This window comes from Burkholderia sp. PvR073, from assembly GCF_054055695.1.
The window spans coordinates 12,214-27,612 of the sequence record NZ_JBSRXO010000014.1 but is presented as its reverse complement, the minus strand read 5'-3'; the positions used below and the strand labels follow the sequence as shown (position 1 = coordinate 27,612).

Genomic DNA, 15,399 nt, shown 5'->3' with positions numbered 1-15,399 from the left:
CACCCGACTCTTCCTTATCGACAGACGATGACCACCACCGTGAGACTGACCGTCAGCCAGGCGCTCGTGCGCTACCTGGCCGCCCTGCGCGCCGAAGTCGTCCAGCCGGACGGCCGCACCGAGATCCTGCCGTACTGCGGCGGCGTGTTCGCGATCTTCGGCCACGGCAACGTCGCCGGGCTCGGCGAGGCGCTCCACGCCGAACGGGACCGGCTGCCGACGTTGCGCGCGCATAACGAGCAAGGCATGGCGAATGCGGCCGTCGCGTTCGCGAAGGCGAATTTCCGCCAGCGGATGATGGCCGCGACGTCGAGCATCGGCCCCGGCGCGACCAACATGCTGACCTCCGCCGCGCTCGCGCACGTCGGCCGGCTGCCGCTGTTGCTGCTACCCGGCGACGTGTTCGTGTCGCGGCTGCCCGACCCGGTGCTGCAACAGGTCGAGGATTTCGAACAGGGCGACGTCAGCGCGAACGACTGCTTCCGGCCGGTGACGCGCTACTTCGACCGGATCACGTCGCCCGAGCAGTTGCTCGTCGCGCTGCCGCGCGCGATCCAGGTGATGAGCGATCCCGCGCAGTGCGGCCCCGTGTGTCTCGCGCTGCCGCAGGACGTGCAGACCTTCGCGTACGACTGGCCCGAGGACTTCTTCGCGCCGCCGCTGATCCGGATGCGCCGGTCGCCGGCCGACGCGCTCGAACTCGCGGATGCGCTCGACGTGCTGAAGGCCGCGAAGAAGCCGCTGATCGTCGCCGGCGGCGGCGTGCTGTACAGCCAGGCGTGGGACGCGCTGCGCACGTTCGCCGACACGCACGGCGTGCCGGTCGCCGAATCGCAGGCCGGCAAGGGCAGCCTCGCGTGGGACCACTCGCTGAACCTCGGGTCGATCGGCGTGACGGGCTCGCCCGCCGCGAACCGTGCGGCCGCGCAGGCCGACGTGGTGTTCGCGGTCGGCACGCGGCTGCAGGACTTCACGACCGGCTCGCACGCGCTGTTCGGCCATGCCACGCTGCTGAGCCTGAACGTGCAGCCGTTCGACGCGGGCAAGAAGCGCGGCCGGCAATTGATCGCCGATGCGCGCACCGGCCTCGGCCAGTTGTCCGCCGCGCTCGCGGGCTGGCGCGCGGATGCGGCATGGACCGCCGCGAACCGCGACCAGGCCGCCGCGTGGAACGCGCGCGTGACCGAGCTGACCACGCGCGTGCCGAACGACACGCTGCCGTACGACGCGGAAGTGATCGGCGCGGTGCGCGACTCCGCGGCCGACGCGGGGCGCGACAGCGCGCGCGACGATCTCGTCGTGTGCGCGGCCGGCACGCTGCCGGCCGAGCTGCACAAGCTGTGGCGCAGCGGCGTGCCGGGCAACTACCACATGGACTATGCGTACTCGTGCATGGGCTACGAGATCGCGGGCGGCCTCGGCGCGAAGCTCGCGCGGCCCGAGCGCGAAGTGATCGTGATCGTCGGCGACGGCTCGTACATGATGCTCAACGCGGAACTCGCGACGTCCGTGATGCTCGGCCGCAAGATCATCGTCGTGATCCTCGACAACCGCGGCTACGGCTGCATCGAGCGGCTGCAACTGAATTGCGGCGGCGCCAGCTTCAACAACATGCTCGACGACTGCGTGCCGGAAGGCGGCGAGCGCTCGACGATCGACTTCGCGATGCATGCGCGCGCGATGGGCGCCGAAGCCGTGCACGTGCGCGACGTCGGCGAACTGCGCAGCGAGATGAAGCGTGCGCGCGCGGCCACGACGAGCCAGGTGCTCGTGATCGACACGACGCACGAGCGCACGACCGCGGACGGCGGCGCGTGGTGGGAAGTCGCGGTGCCGCAGGTATCCGCGCGCGCCGACGTCGAACGTGCGCACCAGACGTATCTCGACGAGAAAACCCGGCAGCGGCGCTGAACCGTTTTCCCTTCCCCTGGGCCGCCCCGCGAAAACAACAACCGAACCAAGGAACCGCGTCATGAGCTGGAACGTTCGCATCGGTATCAATCCCCTGTCGTGGATGAACGACGACCTGCCGTCGCTCGGCGGCGAGACGCCGCTCGAGACGGCGCTGAAGGAAGGCGCCGAGATCGGCTATGCGGGCTTCGAGCTCGGCAACAAGTTTCCGAAGACGGGCCCCGAGCTGAAGGCGAAGCTCGCCGAGTTCGGGCTCGTGTGCGTGTCGGGCTGGTATTCGGGCTTCCTCGCGGAAGTCGAGCCGGGCATGAGCGATGCCGACGCGGTCGCCGCCGAGATCGAGCGCTGCCGCGCGCACATGACGAAGCTGCAGGTGAATGACGTGAAGGTCGTGGTGTACGGCGAATGCGCGGGGACGATCCAGGGCAGCATCGACACGCCGGTCGCGAAGCGGCCGCGCTTCGTCGACGATGAAACCTGGCGGCGCTACGCGGCGCGCCTCGACGCATTCGGCGCACATCTGCTCGAGACTTACGGGATCAAGCTCGCCTACCATCACCACATGGGCGCCTACGTCGAATCGCCGGACGACGTCGACCGCCTGATGGCGCTGACCGATCCCGCGAAGGTGTTCCTGCTGTTCGACACGGGTCACGCGTATTTCGGCGGCGCGGCCGATCCGGTCGCACTGCTGAAGAAGCACGTGTCGCGCGTCGTGCACGTGCACTGCAAGGACGTCCGGCCGCAGGTCGTCACGCAGGCGCGCAACGGCGGCTGGAGCTTCCTGAACGGCGTGATCAATGGCACCTTCACCGTGCCGGGCGACGGCGCGCTCGACTATGAAGCGACGCTGCGCACGCTGAAGGATGCCGGCTACGAAGGCTGGCTCGTCGTCGAGGCCGAGCAGGACCCGGCCGTCGCACCGAGCTACCAGTATGCGAAGAAGGGCTACGAGTCGCTGCGCGCGATCGTCGACCGATTGAGCGCGTGAACCCTGTCATCCCCGCTATTCCCCCCATTGTGGAGCCCCGTTCCATGACGATTTCTCCCCTGCTGGTCAAGGCATCCGCCGCCCGCGAAATCTGCAACGTGACGCCCGAGTCGGCCGGCTGGAAACACGTCGGCTTTCGTGCGCTGCGCCTGAAGGCCGGCGACACCGAAACGCTCGACACGGGCACGCGCGAACTGTGCGTCGTCGTGCTCACGGGCACGCTGCGCGCACAAGTCGACGGCGAAGCCTACGATGCGCTCGGCAAGCGCGACAGCGTGTTCGAGGACGTGTCGCCGGACGCGCTGTACGTGCCGGGCGGCAAGACCGTCACGCTGGTCGCGACGCGCGACGCGGAAGTTGCGCTGTGCACCGCGCCTTACGCGAGCGGCGACAAGCGCGTGCAGCGCCTCGACGGCGAACGGATGCGCCGCGCGGTGCGCGGGCAAGGCACCAACACGCGCTACGTGTGCGACATCCTGATGGGCGACAACCCGGCCGCCGACCGGCTGCTGGTCGTCGAAGTGATCACGCCCGCGAGCCATTCGAGCAGCTATCCGCCGCACAAGCACGATCGCGACGCGGCGCCCGACGAAACGTCGCTCGAGGAAACCTATTACCACCGGATCGATCCGCCGCAGGGTTTCGCGTTCCAGCGCGTGTACACGGACGATCGCAGCCTCGACGAAGCGTGCGCGGTCGAGAACCACGACGTCGTGATGGTGCCGCGCGGCTATCACCCGGTGGTCGCGCCGCACGGCTACAACCTGTACTACCTGAACGTGATGGCCGGGCCGAGCCGCGCATGGGCGTTCAGGAACGATCCCGCGCACGAGTGGATGCTCGACGCGGCGCCCAAGCGCTGACACGTTGATGCGCTGAACGATCGACGGCCGGCGCGCGACGCGGCACGCGCGCGCACGAGCCGGACTCGCGACGACACGGAGCTGCCATGGCAATCCCCTTCCCGCGCTTCGCACCCGCGCCCTGCGGCGCCACCGCGTCGGCGCCGATGCTGCCGCATTTCGATGCCGACGTCGCGCGCCGGCTCGGCGACATCGCGGTCAATCTCGCGTCGCGACGCGGGCTGCCGATCGCGGTCGGCATCGTCGGTGAAGCCGCACCGCTGTTCTATTGCGCGCTCGACGGCAGCCGCGCCGACGACAGCGACGCGATCCGCCGCCGGCAGAACACGGTATTGCGTTTCGGCGTCAGCTCGCTCGAGGTCGGTGCGCGCTTTCGCCGTGCCGGCTGGTCGTTGCAGTCGCAGGGATTGTCGGACGCCGACTATGCGCTCGACGGCGGCGGCGTGCCGTTGCGGGTTGCCGGCGGCGCAAGCGGTGGTGCACTCGTCGGCGCGATGACGATCGCGGGGCTCGACGACGAACACGATCACGCACTCGTCGTCGAGAGCCTGCGCTGGCATGTCGGCGCGAACGCGCTCGCGATGATCGCGTAGGGGCGCGCGCCGACCGGACGCGTCAGTGCATCCCGCCGCTCGCGACGAGGCGCTCGCCGGTCAGCCAGCGCGCATCGTCCGACGCGAGGAACACGGCGACCGACGCGATGTCGTCCGGCTCGCCAAGGCGGCCGAGCGGCGTGTCGTTGCGCATCTGCTTGTCGAGATCCGAACCGATGATGCCCGCGCTGTGCGTGCCTTCGGTCACGATCATCCCCGGGTTGATCGCGTTCACGCGAATCTTGCGCGGGCCGAGCTCGAGCGCGAGCACGCCGGTGATCGCGTCGACGGCGCCCTTGGTGCCGCTGTACACGGCGCTCGCGGGCGGCGTGATGCTCGTCACGACCGAGCTGATGTTGATGATGCTCGCGCCTTCGCCGAGATGCTTGACGGCGGCCTGCGTCGTCAGCAGCACGCCGAACACGTTCGTATCGAACTGCCGGCGATAGTGCTCTTCGGTGATCGCCTCGATCGGCGCGAATTCGTAGACGCCGGAATTGTTGACCAGCACGTCGAGACGGCCATAGTTCTCGATCGCGGCATCGACGATGCGCTGCGCGTCCGCTGCCTTCGACACGTCGCCGCCCACCGCGACCGCGCGGCCGCCCGCTTCGACGATCGCGCTCACGACGGCGTCGGCACCGGCCTTGCTGCTCGCGTAGTTGACGACGACCGACGCACCTTCTGCAGCCAGCGCCTTCGCGATCGCGGCGCCGATGCCCTTGGACCCGCCCGTGACGATCGCAACCTTGTCTGTCAGCTTGCTCATGATTTCATTCCTCAGTCGGAAGACTTTCCATGGATGGGAGCCGATTGCCGCGTGCGCGGCGCGCCGGCCTTGCTGGCAATATTCGCGGTTCGCGCGACGGCGATAAAGCGGCTCGACGCGAATTGACTGGCGGGGTTTGCCGAACAATCGGCGCGCTTGCGCTCAGCCTGCCCTCAGCTGGCGCTCAGCCACGCACTGACGACGTCGCCGCCGAGCCCGTCGAGCGCGCCGTCGTAGACGATCCGTCCCCGCCCCATCACCGCGACGCGCCGCGCGAGCCCCGGCGCGAGCTGCAGTCGCTGCTCGATCAGCAGGATCGCGACGCCGTCGGCCTGCAGCGCGGCGAGGCACGCACCGACCTCGTCGACCGCGAGCGGCGCGAGCCCTTCGGCCGGTTCGTCGACGATCAGCACGCGCGGGCGGCCGGCAAGCGCGCGCACCAGCGCGAGCACCTGCTGCTCGCCGCCCGACAGCCGCCCGGCCTTCACGTCGATCCGCGCGGCCAGCAGCGGAAAGCGCGCGAACAGCCGGTCGAGCGCCGCGCGTTCGGCGGCGCCGCGCACACCGCGCAGCCCGAGCCGCAGGTTCTCGCGCACGCTCAGCAGCGGAAACACGTCGCGGCTTTCGGCGACGTAAGCCACGCCGCGCCGCGCGATCTCGAACGTGCGGGCGCCCGCGCATTCGGCGCCGGCGATGCGCACCGAGCCCGCGGTGCGCACGAGCCCCATCACGGCCTTCGCGAGCGTCGAGCGGCCCGAGCCGTTGCGGCCGAGCAGCGCGAGCGTCTCGCCCGGCGCGAGCGCGAGATCGACGCCGTCGAGCACGGGCTGCATCCCGTACCACGCGCGCAGACCGCGAATGTCGAGTAGCGCGCTCATGCGCCGTCGCCGAGATAGGCGGCGCGCACAGCCGGGTCCGCGCGGATCGCGTCGGGCGCGCCGGTCGCGACCACCGCGCCGCGCACCAGTACCGTGACGCGCTCGGCGAAGCCGAACACCGCATCCATGTCGTGCTCGATCATCAGCACCGTGCGGCCCTGCGTCGTCGCGCGGATCAGCGCGATCATCCGCGCCGCCTGGTCGCGGTTCATGCCGGCCGTCGGTTCGTCGAGCAGCAGCGTGCGCGCGCCGCTCGCGAGCGCGATGCCGAGATCGAGCGCGCGCTGTTCCGCGTAGCCGAGTTCGCCGGCCGGCGCATCGCGCCGCGCATCGAGGCCGATGTCGTGCAGCACGCGCGCGGCCGCGCGATCGACCGACGCCGATTCGCGCAGCCGGTTCCACCAGCGCCGCCGCTCGTCCGGCGCATGCAGCGCCGCGCAGCGCAGGTTGTCGAACACGGAGAGCCGCGCGAACGCACTCGTCTGCTGGAAACTGCGGCCGATGCCGAGCCGGCTCGCGACGACCGGCCCGCGTCCGCGCAGCTCGACGCCGTGCAGCTCGACGCGCCCGCGCGTCGGCCGCGTCGCGCCGGCAATCACGCCGAACAGCGTCGACTTGCCCGCGCCGTTCGGCCCGATCAGCGCGTGGCGCTCGCCGGCGCAGACACTCAGCTCGATACCGTCGAGCACCGTCTGCGCGCCGAAGCGCTGCACGATGCCATGCAGCGCGATCGCGTTGCCGTTCATCGCCCGTCCTCCCGCTTGCCGTGCCCGTGGTTTATCAACCGCGCGCGCCAGCCCCACAGCAGCGTGCCGATGCCGGCCGCCGAGCACGCGACGACCCAGCCGGCCGGCGCATCGGCATCGATGCCCCACGCGCCGAACGCGATGCCGGCGCCGTCGTCCTGCGCGAAGCGCCACGCATAGCCGAGCTCGGCCGCGCAGACGATCGCGATGCCCCAGAACACGCAGGCGCCGACGCCGCACAACACGCGCCAGCGCTCGGCGGCCGGCGCGTCGCGGCGCAACGCATGCGCGAGCGTCTGTGCGAGGCCCGCGATTCCGCCGGGCGCCGCGACGACGACCGCGACGAACAGCACGCCGAGATACAGCGCCCATGCACGCGACACGCCCGCGACGACCACGCTCAGCGCGGTCAGCACCACGGCACCGGCCGCCGGCCCGAAGAACGTGCCGGTGCCGCCGATCACCGCGGCGATCAGCACGGTCGCCGAACGCGCCATCGACAGGCTGTCGGACGTCGCGATCTCGACGTCGATCAGCGTCAGCGTGCCGGCAATACCCGCGAAGAACGACGCGCAGGTGACCATCGCGAGCCGCACGTGGCGCGGCTCGGTGCCGAGCGCAGCCACGCGTGCGGGGTTGTCGCGCACCGCGTTCGCGAGCCGCGCGAGCGGCGTGCGCGTCAGCGCGCGCATCGCCAGCGCCGACACGATGCACCACGCGGCGATCACCGCGTAGGCCTGCGCCGGCGCGCCGAAATGCCAGCCGCCCCAGGGCGTGCCGCTCGCGCGGTCGATCGGCACGCCGCCGAGGCCGCCGAACCACGCGGGCACGCTCCACGCGGCGGCCGCGACGCATTCGGCGAGACCGAGCGTGATCATCGCGAACACGGTGCCCGCGCGGCGTGTCGCGAGCAGCCCGGCCATGAAGCCGAAGCCGGCGCCCGCCACGCCGCCGACGAGCGGCAACAGCGGCAGCGGGCCGCCGACGTGATTGAACCAGTGCGCGGCGGCGAAGGCGCCGAGGCCCGCGAACGCGGCATGACCGAACGACAGCAGCCCGGTCGTGCCGAGCTGCAGGTTGTATGACAGCGCGAGCACGACGAGCGCGGCCGTCTGCGCGAGATAACCGAGCACCGCGCCATGCGGCCACAGCCACGCGGGCAGCGCGACGCCCGCGGCGAACAGCACCCGGCGCAGCGCGCCGGCCCGCGCGCGGCTATCCATCGACACGCTCGCCGAACAAGCCGCGCGGACGGGCGACCAGCACCGCGACGAGCAGCAGGTACGGAACCAGCGGGGCGAGCTGCGCGATCGATACGGCCGCGACGCTGTCGGGCAGCGCGACGCCCGCCCATTGCGCGAGGTCGCGCAGCGACGTGTCGCTGGACGCCGCGAAGGTCTGCGCGAAGCCGACCGCGAGCGACGCGACGAACGCACCGCCGAGCGAACCGAGCCCGCCGATCACGACCACCGCGAACACCACCGACCCGACCGTCTCGGCCAGCGCCGGTTCGATCACCGCGAGCGGCGCGCCGATCACGCCGGCCAGCGCCGCGAGCGCGGTGCCCGCGCCGAACAGGCCCGTCATCACGCGCGGCACGTCGTAGCCGAGCGCCTCGACGGCCGCGCGGTGCGTGAGCGCGGCGCGCACGACGAGCCCGATGCGCGACGCGCGCAGCAGCGCGCCGAGCGCAACCAGCATCGCCGTGGACATCGTCATCATGAAGAGCCGGTAGCGCGGCAGAGCGAGGCCGAACGCGGTCACGGGTGCGCCGTCGAACAGCGGCGGCACCGGAGCCGGCAGCGGCGTGAGGCCCCACAGGAGTTTCGCGCCCTCGCCGATCAGGTACGCGAGGCCGAAGGTCAGCAGCAGTTCGCTCGTATGGCCGCCGCGCGCCTGCACGCGGCGCAGCAGCCAGCGCTCGCAGCCGGCGCCCAGCAGCCCGACCGCGAGCGGCGCGAGCACCAGCGCGGGCCAGAAACCCGCACCGGCCGCGATGCTGTAGCCGACGTACGCGCCGAGCATGTAGAAGCTCGCATGCGCGAAGTTGAGCACGCCCTGCACGCTGAAGATCAGCGTCAGGCCGGCCGACAGCATGAACAGCAGCAACCCGTAGCTGAGACCGTTGAACGCCTGGAGCGCGAACGCGTGCACCGCCGCGCGCCTGTCAGCCGGCGAGCGATTCGAGCGCCGCGCGCAGCGCGTCGGGCAGCGGCACCGGGCGGCGCGTGCCGCGATCGACGTACACGTGCACGAAATGCCCCTGCGCCGCCGGCGCGGACTCCCCTGCCGCGAACAGCCCGATCTCGTAGCGCACGCTCGACGTACCGAGCTTCGCGACGCGCAGCCCCGCGTCGACCGACTGCGGAAACACGAGCGACGCGAAGTAGTTGCATTGCGTCTCGACCACGAGCCCGATCGTCTGCCCGTGCTCGACGTCGAGCACGCCCGCGCGGATCAGGTATTCGTTCACGACGGTGTCGAAGTAGCTGTAATAGACGACGTTGTTCACGTGCCCGTAGACGTCGTTGTCCATCCAGCGGGTCGTGATCGGCAGGAAGTGGCGATAGGCGTCGCGCGGACGCGGCTGCGGCTTGTCGGACATGGCGATGGCGGTCAGGACGAGTGGGACGCCGCGCGGCGGCCGCGCGGGACGGCACGCCGGGAATCGGCGAGGTGCCGCGACGCGAGCGTGCGCGGCGCGACGGATGAAATATCGGGAGCGGCGCGGGCCGTCACTGCCCCGCTCGATCGACGAATTCGAAATCGAGGCCGCGCGCGCGCATCCAGTCGGCCAGTGCGTAGCCGGTGCCGGCCCGCCACGGGCGCAGCCGCGGCGGATCGACGAGCCGGTATTCGAGCAGTTCCGGCGACAGCGCGACGGTGCCCGATGCGCGCACGTGGTACGCGATGATCAGCTCGTTCTTGCGGATGAATTCATAGACGCCGACGAGCGTGACCTGCTCGGCCTTCAGCGCGGTTTCCTCGAACACCTCGCGCGCGATGCCGTCCTCGGGCGTCTCGCCGTTCTCGAGGAAGCCGGTGATCAGCGCGAACATCCCGTCCGGCCAGGCCGCGTTGCGCGCGAGCAGGATCTTGCCGTCGAGTTCGACGATCGCGGCCACCACCGGCAGCGGGTTGTTCCAGTGCACGTAGCCGCACGCGTCGTCCGGGCAGGCCTGGCGGACGCGGCCGCCCTCGTGTTCGGGATCGGCGCGCTCGGTCAGCGGGCTCGCGCAGCGCGGGCAAAAACGGTAGTCGGCGGTGGTCATCGATGGGGATCTGGCGGACGTCGGCGGCGGCCCGCAGGCCGCCTCACGCCCGCTCGGCGCGGGAAAGGCTTCATTCTAGCGAGTTTGCCCGCGCCGCAGACGATCCGGCCCCGATGACGTCAGGGTCGCGCGCGCCCGCGTGCGGCGGTCGCCGCAAAGCCGGCGGCCCCGACGAGCAACGCGCCCGCCGCGACCCACAGCGCCGGCGAGAACGACCCGAAACGCGCGGTCAGCGGCGCGGCGACGAGCGGACCGAGAATCTGTCCGACCCCATACGACGCGGTCGCATAGCCCATCAGCCCGGCCGCGCGCTCGCCGTGCAGCCGCCGCGCCTCGCGCATCGCGAACAGCGTGATCGCGGTGAACGGCAGGCCGAGCAGCGCGCTGCCGACCGAGAACCCGGCTGCATTCGGCCACACGATGCCCGCCGCGATTCCGAGCGCCTGCGTCGCGCAGCCGGCGGCGAGCAGCAGCCGATTGTCCCAGTGGCCGGGCAGCCGCGCGGCGGCGATCGCGCCGACGATCAGCGCCGCGCCGAACATCGGCCAGAACAGGTCCGGCCACGGCGAGCCGGCCGGCAGCGCGGCGCGCGCGATCACCGGCAGGAACGTAGCGGTGATGATGTAGCCGAAGCCCGGCATCCCGTACAGCACGACGAGCCACGCGGCGTCGGCCCGATGGCGCCGCGCGTCGTGCGGTGCCGCGGCCGTCGCCGCAGGCCGGGCGGGCGCGGCCGGCGGCGCAACTGCCGGCGTGGTGCCGAATATGCGCCAGATCGCGACCGACAGCACCGCCGACAGCGCCGCGAAGCCGAGCCAGCCGGGCGCCGCGCGATGGCCGGCGAGCGCGCTGCCGATCAGCCCCGTCAGCACGATGCCGACACCGGGTCCCGCGTAGATCACCCCGCTCCACTCGGGCGCGTGCAGCTCGGTGAGCCGCCGCAGCCCCCATTGCGACACGAACACGAACGTCCACGCACTGACGACACCCGCGACGAAGCGCACCACGAGCCATGCTGAAAGCAGATGGCCGACGCCCATCGCGGCGGTCAGCAGCACGGTGGCGGCGAGCCCGAAGCGCACCATCCGCGCGGGCGCGACCCGCACCGCCGCGCAGCTGACCGCGCCGACGAAATAGCCCGCGTAGTTCGCCGACGCGAGCCAACTGCCGGCCTTCAGGCCGATCGAGCCGTCGGCGAGCATCAACGGCAGCAGCGGCGTAAACGCGAAGCGGCCGACGCCGAGCGCGACCGCGAGTCCGATCATGCAGGCGAGCGCGGCCGCGCGGGCGCGGCGGTCGGCGTCATCGGACAGGTGGGCGCCGGCGGCGGCGGCACTCGGAGCATCGGAACGGGACATGGCGGCATGGGCCGCACGCGGTGCGCGCCGGCCGAAACGGAAATCGGAACGCTTGTATCGTAGCTTGACCAAACATTCTCTAAAAATGAATAATAAAGAATCCACATATCTCCCGGAGAGAATCATGGACCTGGCGGCACTGGCGATTTTCCGGGCCGTCGTGCGCGAGAACGGCGTCACGCGTGCGGCGGCGAAGCTCAATCGCGTGCAGTCGAACGTGACGACGCGCATCAAGCAGCTCGAGGAGGAACTCGGTGCGGCGCTGTTCGTGCGCGACGGCCGCCGGCTCGTGCTGACGCCGGCCGGGCACACGCTGCTACCGTACGCGGAGCGGCTGCTCGCGCTTGCCGACGAGGCGCGCGACGCGGTGCGCGAGGACACGCCGCGCGGGCGGCTGCGGCTCGGCACGATGGAGAGCACGGCCGCGAGCCGGCTGCCGACCGTGCTCGCGCGCTATCACCATGCGTGGCCCGACGTATCGCTGGAACTCGTGACCGGCACGACCGGCTGGCTGATCGACAGGGTGCGCGACTTCGAGGTCGACGCGGCGCTGTTCGCGCGTCCGCCCGCACCGGACACGCTGCCGGACACGTTCGAGACGGTGCCGATCTACCGCGAGGATCTCGTGCTGCTGACGCCGCGCGGCCATCCGCCGGTGCGCACGCCGCGCGACGTGATCCTGCCGACGCTGATCGCTTTCGAGCGCGGCTGCACGTACCGGAAATACGTCGAGCAATGGTATGCGGCGCACGGGGTGAAAGCCGCGCGCGTGCTCGAACTCGGTTCGTATCACGCGATCGTCGCGTGCGTCGCGGCTGGCGCGGGCGTCGCGGTCGCGCCGAGGTCGGTGCTCGATCTGCAGCCGGAAACCGGCAACGTCACGGCCCACACGATCGCCGAACTCGAAGGGATCGATACGGTGCTCGCGTGGCGGCAGGGTTACGCGTCGGCGGCACTCGCCGCGCTGCGCGATGCGCTCGGCGAGGCTGCAAGGCAGCCGGACGATGCAGCCACGGCGCCGATAGTGGCGCCAGCCTGAGCCGGGCCTTGACCGGCAGCGCAGGCAGTACCGGCACAAAGCAAAACGACCCGACCGGCACACGTGCCGATCGGGTCGTTTTTTCATGCGATGGATGCGATGCGCTCAGTTCGACCGCATCGCATCAGCCGGGACGATCAAAGACGTTCTTCGACCCAGCCCTTGACGCCCGCGAGCGCGCCCGGCAGGTTCGCCGGTTCCGTGCCGCCTGCCTGCGCCATGTCCGGACGGCCGCCGCCTTTGCCACCGACCTGCTGCGCGACGAAGTTCACGAGCTCGCCGGCCTTGACCTTCTTGCTCGCATCCGGCGTGACGCCCGCGATCAGGCTGACCTTGCCGCCTTCGACGGCCGCCAGCACGATCGCCGCGCTCTTCAGCTTGTCCTTCAGCTTGTCGACCGTTTCGCGCAGTGTCTTCGCGTCCGCGCCGTCGAGCGTCGCGGCCAGCACGTACACGCCGCCGACTTCGGTGGCCTGCTGCGCGAGCTCGTCGCCCTGGCTCGACGCGAGCTTCGACTTCAGCGCGCCCAGTTCCTTCTCGAGCGACTTCACCTGGTCCTGCACCTGCGCGATGCGCTGCGTGAGTTCCGACGGTTGCGCCTTCAGCGCGGCCGCGGCTTCGTTCACGCGCGCATCGAGTTCCTGCACGTAACGCACCGCGTTGTCGCCGGTGATCGCCTCGACCCGGCGGATGCCGGCCGCGACGCCACCTTCGACGACGATCTTGAAGAAGCCGATGTCGCCGGTGCGATGCACGTGGGTGCCGCCGCACAGTTCGCGCGAGAAACCGAGATCGAGCACGCGCACTTCGTCGCCGTACTTCTCGCCGAACAGCGCCATCGCGCCGCCCTTCACCGCTTCGTCGTACGGCATCACGCGCACGATGCCCGGCGCGTTCGCGAGGATTTCGTTGTTGACGATCTGTTCGACGCGACGGATTTCGTCGTCGGTCATCGGTGCGTTGTGCGCGAAGTCGAAACGGGTCTTCTCCGCGTCGACGAGCGAACCCTTCTGCTGCACGTGCGCGCCGAGCACTTCACGCAGCGCCTTGTGCATCAGGTGGGTGGCCGAGTGGTTGCGCTGCGTGCGGGCGCGGCGGTGCGCGTCGATTTCCGCGCGCAGCACGTCGCCGATCTTCAGCGTGCCCTGCTCCAGCGTGCCGTGATGGCCGACCACGTCGGCCTGCACCTTCAGCGTGTCGGCCACCGCGAAGCGCGTCGCGGCGTTCGCGAGCACGCCCTGGTCGCCGACCTGGCCGCCCGATTCCGCGTAGAACGGCGTGTGGTCGAGCACGACGACCGCATCCTGGCCGGCCTTCACTTCGTTGACGGCCGAACCGTCGACGTACAGCGCGACGACCTTCGCGTCGTCGAACGCGATTTCCTCGTAACCGTGGAACGTGGTTTTCGCGCCCGTGTATTCGAGGCCCTGCGTGGCCTTGAACTTGCCGGCCGCGCGTGCCTGCTCGCGCTGGCGCGCCATCGCGTCGTCGAATGCCGGCTCGTCGACCGTCATCCCGCGCTCGCGGCACACGTCGGCCGTGAGGTCGAGCGGGAAGCCGTAGGTGTCGTGCAGCTTGAACGCGAGTTCGCCGTCGAGCACCTTGCCGCCCTTCGCTTCGACGTCGGCGAGTGCGGCCTCGAGGATCGACATCCCGTGCTCGATCGTCTCGAAGAAGCGCTCTTCCTCCTGGCGCAGCACGTCGGTCACGCGCTGCTCGGCTTCTTTCAGCTCCGGATAGGCCGCGCCCATCTCGGCGACGAGGTCGGCCACCAGCTTGTGGAAGAACGAGCCCTTGCGGCCGAGCTTGTAGCCGTGGCGGATCGCGCGGCGCACGATCCGGCGCAGCACGTAGCCGCGGCCTTCGTTGCCCGGAATCACGCCGTCGACGATCAGGAACGAGCACGCGCGGATGTGATCGGCGATCACCTTCAGCGAGTTGTTGGTGAGATCGCTGATCTCGGTCACGCGCGCGGCGGCCTTGATCAGGTTCTGGAACAGGTCGATATCGTAGTTGCTGTGCACGTGCTGCAGCACCGCGGCGAGGCGCTCGAGGCCCATGCCCGTGTCGACCGACTGCTTCGGCAGGCGCGTCATGTTGCCCTGCGCGTCGCGGTTGAACTGCATGAACACGAGGTTCCAGATCTCGATGTAGCGATCGCCGTCTTCCTCAGGCGACCCCGGCGGGCCGCCCCACACGTCCGGGCCGTGGTCGTAGAAGATTTCCGTGCACGGGCCGCACGGGCCGGTGTCGCCCATCGTCCAGAAGTTGTCCGACGCGTAGCGCGCGCCCTTGTTGTCGCCGATCCGGATGATCCGCTCGGTCGGCACGCCGACTTCCTTCGCCCAGATGTCGTAGGCTTCGTCGTCTTCCTGGTAGACGGTGACCCACAGCTTGTCCTTCGGCAACTGGTAGACCGTGGTCAGCAGTTCCCACGCGAAGCGGATCGCGTCGTGCTTGAAGTAGTCGCCGAACGAGAAGTTGCCGAGCATCTCGAAGAACGTGTGGTGGCGCGCCGTGTAGCCGACGTTCTCGAGGTCGTTGTGCTTGCCGCCCGCGCGCACGCTGCGCTGCGCCGTCGTGGCGCGCGAGTACGGACGCGGGTCCGTGCCGAGGAACACGTCCTTGAACTGGACCATGCCCGAGTTCGTGAACATCAGCGTGGGGTCGTTACCGGGCACGAGGCTCGACGAGCGGACGATCGTGTGGCCCTTCGATTCGAAGAATTTGAGGAATTTCTCGCGGATTTCGGCAGCTTTCATGGCGTGCGGGGAATGTCTGGCTGAGACGGCTTCAAACGCCGGCCGTCCTCGCGGACGCACGGCGGGCAAATATCGTAAACGATCGATTATACGATACCGACCGGCGGCCCAGACGGCAGCGGCCCGCCGTGCCGGACGACCTGCCTGGGCCACCCGCGCGGCCGATTCGCCTTAAGATGGTCGGCATGCCGATCCGCGTTGCCCGACGCCAAGCCAT

14 protein-coding genes are annotated in these 15,399 nt (G+C 70.3%); 5 read left to right on the top strand and 9 right to left on the bottom strand.

Annotated features, from left to right (window positions below; genetic code table 11):
• Window positions 1–27: 27 nt before the first annotated feature.
• The 4 genes from iolD to ACVK00_RS29980 all read left to right on the top strand — a co-directional run bounded on the left by iolD (window position 28) and on the right by ACVK00_RS29980 (window position 4,358).
• Window positions 28–1,911, top strand: coding sequence for a 3D-(3,5/4)-trihydroxycyclohexane-1,2-dione acylhydrolase (decyclizing) (iolD, locus tag ACVK00_RS29995; RefSeq protein ID WP_228907374.1), 1,884 nt, complete (start codon window positions 28–30; stop codon window positions 1,909–1,911).
• A 61-nt stretch (window positions 1,912–1,972) separates the two neighbouring features.
• Window positions 1,973–2,902, top strand: a complete 930-nt coding sequence (iolE, locus tag ACVK00_RS29990; RefSeq protein ID WP_228907373.1) for a myo-inosose-2 dehydratase — start codon at window positions 1,973–1,975, stop codon at window positions 2,900–2,902.
• A 44-nt stretch (window positions 2,903–2,946) separates the two neighbouring features.
• Window positions 2,947–3,765 (top strand): 5-deoxy-glucuronate isomerase, encoded by an 819-nt coding sequence (gene iolB / locus ACVK00_RS29985; protein WP_354122959.1) that lies wholly within the window; start codon window positions 2,947–2,949, stop codon window positions 3,763–3,765.
• An 86-nt stretch (window positions 3,766–3,851) separates the two neighbouring features.
• On the top strand, window positions 3,852–4,358 hold the full coding sequence (locus ACVK00_RS29980) for a heme-degrading domain-containing protein (RefSeq protein WP_228907372.1): 507 nt from the start codon (window positions 3,852–3,854) through the stop codon (window positions 4,356–4,358).
• 22 nt (window positions 4,359–4,380) lie between these two features.
• Here ACVK00_RS29980 and ACVK00_RS29975 read toward each other — a convergent pair whose 3' ends face one another.
• From ACVK00_RS29975 to ACVK00_RS29940, 8 genes are all read right to left on the bottom strand, one after another.
• Window positions 4,381–5,127, bottom strand: coding sequence for a glucose 1-dehydrogenase (locus tag ACVK00_RS29975; RefSeq protein ID WP_284892729.1), 747 nt, complete (start codon window positions 5,125–5,127; stop codon window positions 4,381–4,383).
• A gap of 173 nt (window positions 5,128–5,300) precedes the next feature.
• On the bottom strand, window positions 5,301–6,005 hold the full coding sequence (locus ACVK00_RS29970) for an ABC transporter ATP-binding protein (RefSeq protein WP_284892731.1): 705 nt from the start codon (window positions 6,003–6,005) through the stop codon (window positions 5,301–5,303).
• Window positions 6,002–6,751, bottom strand: a complete 750-nt coding sequence (locus tag ACVK00_RS29965; RefSeq protein ID WP_284892733.1) for an ABC transporter ATP-binding protein — start codon at window positions 6,749–6,751, stop codon at window positions 6,002–6,004. The genes ACVK00_RS29970 and ACVK00_RS29965 overlap by 4 nt, the downstream gene beginning before the upstream one ends.
• Window positions 6,748–7,974: a branched-chain amino acid ABC transporter permease gene (locus ACVK00_RS29960; RefSeq protein WP_284892735.1), complete on the bottom strand. Its 1,227-nt coding sequence runs from the start codon at window positions 7,972–7,974 to the stop codon at window positions 6,748–6,750. Before ACVK00_RS29960 ends, ACVK00_RS29965 begins: the two co-directional genes overlap by 4 nt.
• Entirely contained in the window at window positions 7,967–8,905 is a 939-nt protein-coding gene (locus tag ACVK00_RS29955; protein WP_284892737.1) for a branched-chain amino acid ABC transporter permease, read from the bottom strand. The genes ACVK00_RS29960 and ACVK00_RS29955 overlap by 8 nt, the downstream gene beginning before the upstream one ends.
• Before the next feature lie 13 nt (window positions 8,906–8,918).
• Window positions 8,919–9,356 carry an acyl-CoA thioesterase gene (locus ACVK00_RS29950; protein WP_284892739.1) on the bottom strand — a complete coding sequence of 146 codons (438 nt, stop codon included), beginning with the start codon at window positions 9,354–9,356 and terminating at the stop codon, window positions 8,919–8,921.
• Between the two features lie 130 nt (window positions 9,357–9,486).
• The gene (locus ACVK00_RS29945) at window positions 9,487–10,023 is read right to left on the bottom strand and encodes an NUDIX domain-containing protein (protein ID WP_166726760.1); all 537 of its coding nucleotides are present in this window, start codon (window positions 10,021–10,023) and stop codon (window positions 9,487–9,489) included.
• A 119-nt stretch (window positions 10,024–10,142) separates the two neighbouring features.
• Window positions 10,143–11,381, bottom strand: a complete 1,239-nt coding sequence (locus ACVK00_RS29940) for a YbfB/YjiJ family MFS transporter (RefSeq protein WP_284892742.1) — start codon at window positions 11,379–11,381, stop codon at window positions 10,143–10,145.
• Between the two features lie 124 nt (window positions 11,382–11,505).
• Between ACVK00_RS29940 and ACVK00_RS29935 the strand changes: the two genes are divergently transcribed.
• On the top strand, window positions 11,506–12,420 hold the full coding sequence (locus tag ACVK00_RS29935) for a LysR family transcriptional regulator (RefSeq protein WP_284892745.1): 915 nt from the start codon (window positions 11,506–11,508) through the stop codon (window positions 12,418–12,420).
• A gap of 137 nt (window positions 12,421–12,557) precedes the next feature.
• On the opposite strand, the gene alaS is transcribed toward ACVK00_RS29935, so the two are convergent.
• A complete protein-coding gene (gene alaS / locus ACVK00_RS29930) occupies window positions 12,558–15,182 on the bottom strand; it encodes an alanine--tRNA ligase (RefSeq protein ID WP_284892768.1) in 2,625 nt (874 codons plus the stop codon).
• Window positions 15,183–15,399 lie beyond the last annotated feature (217 nt).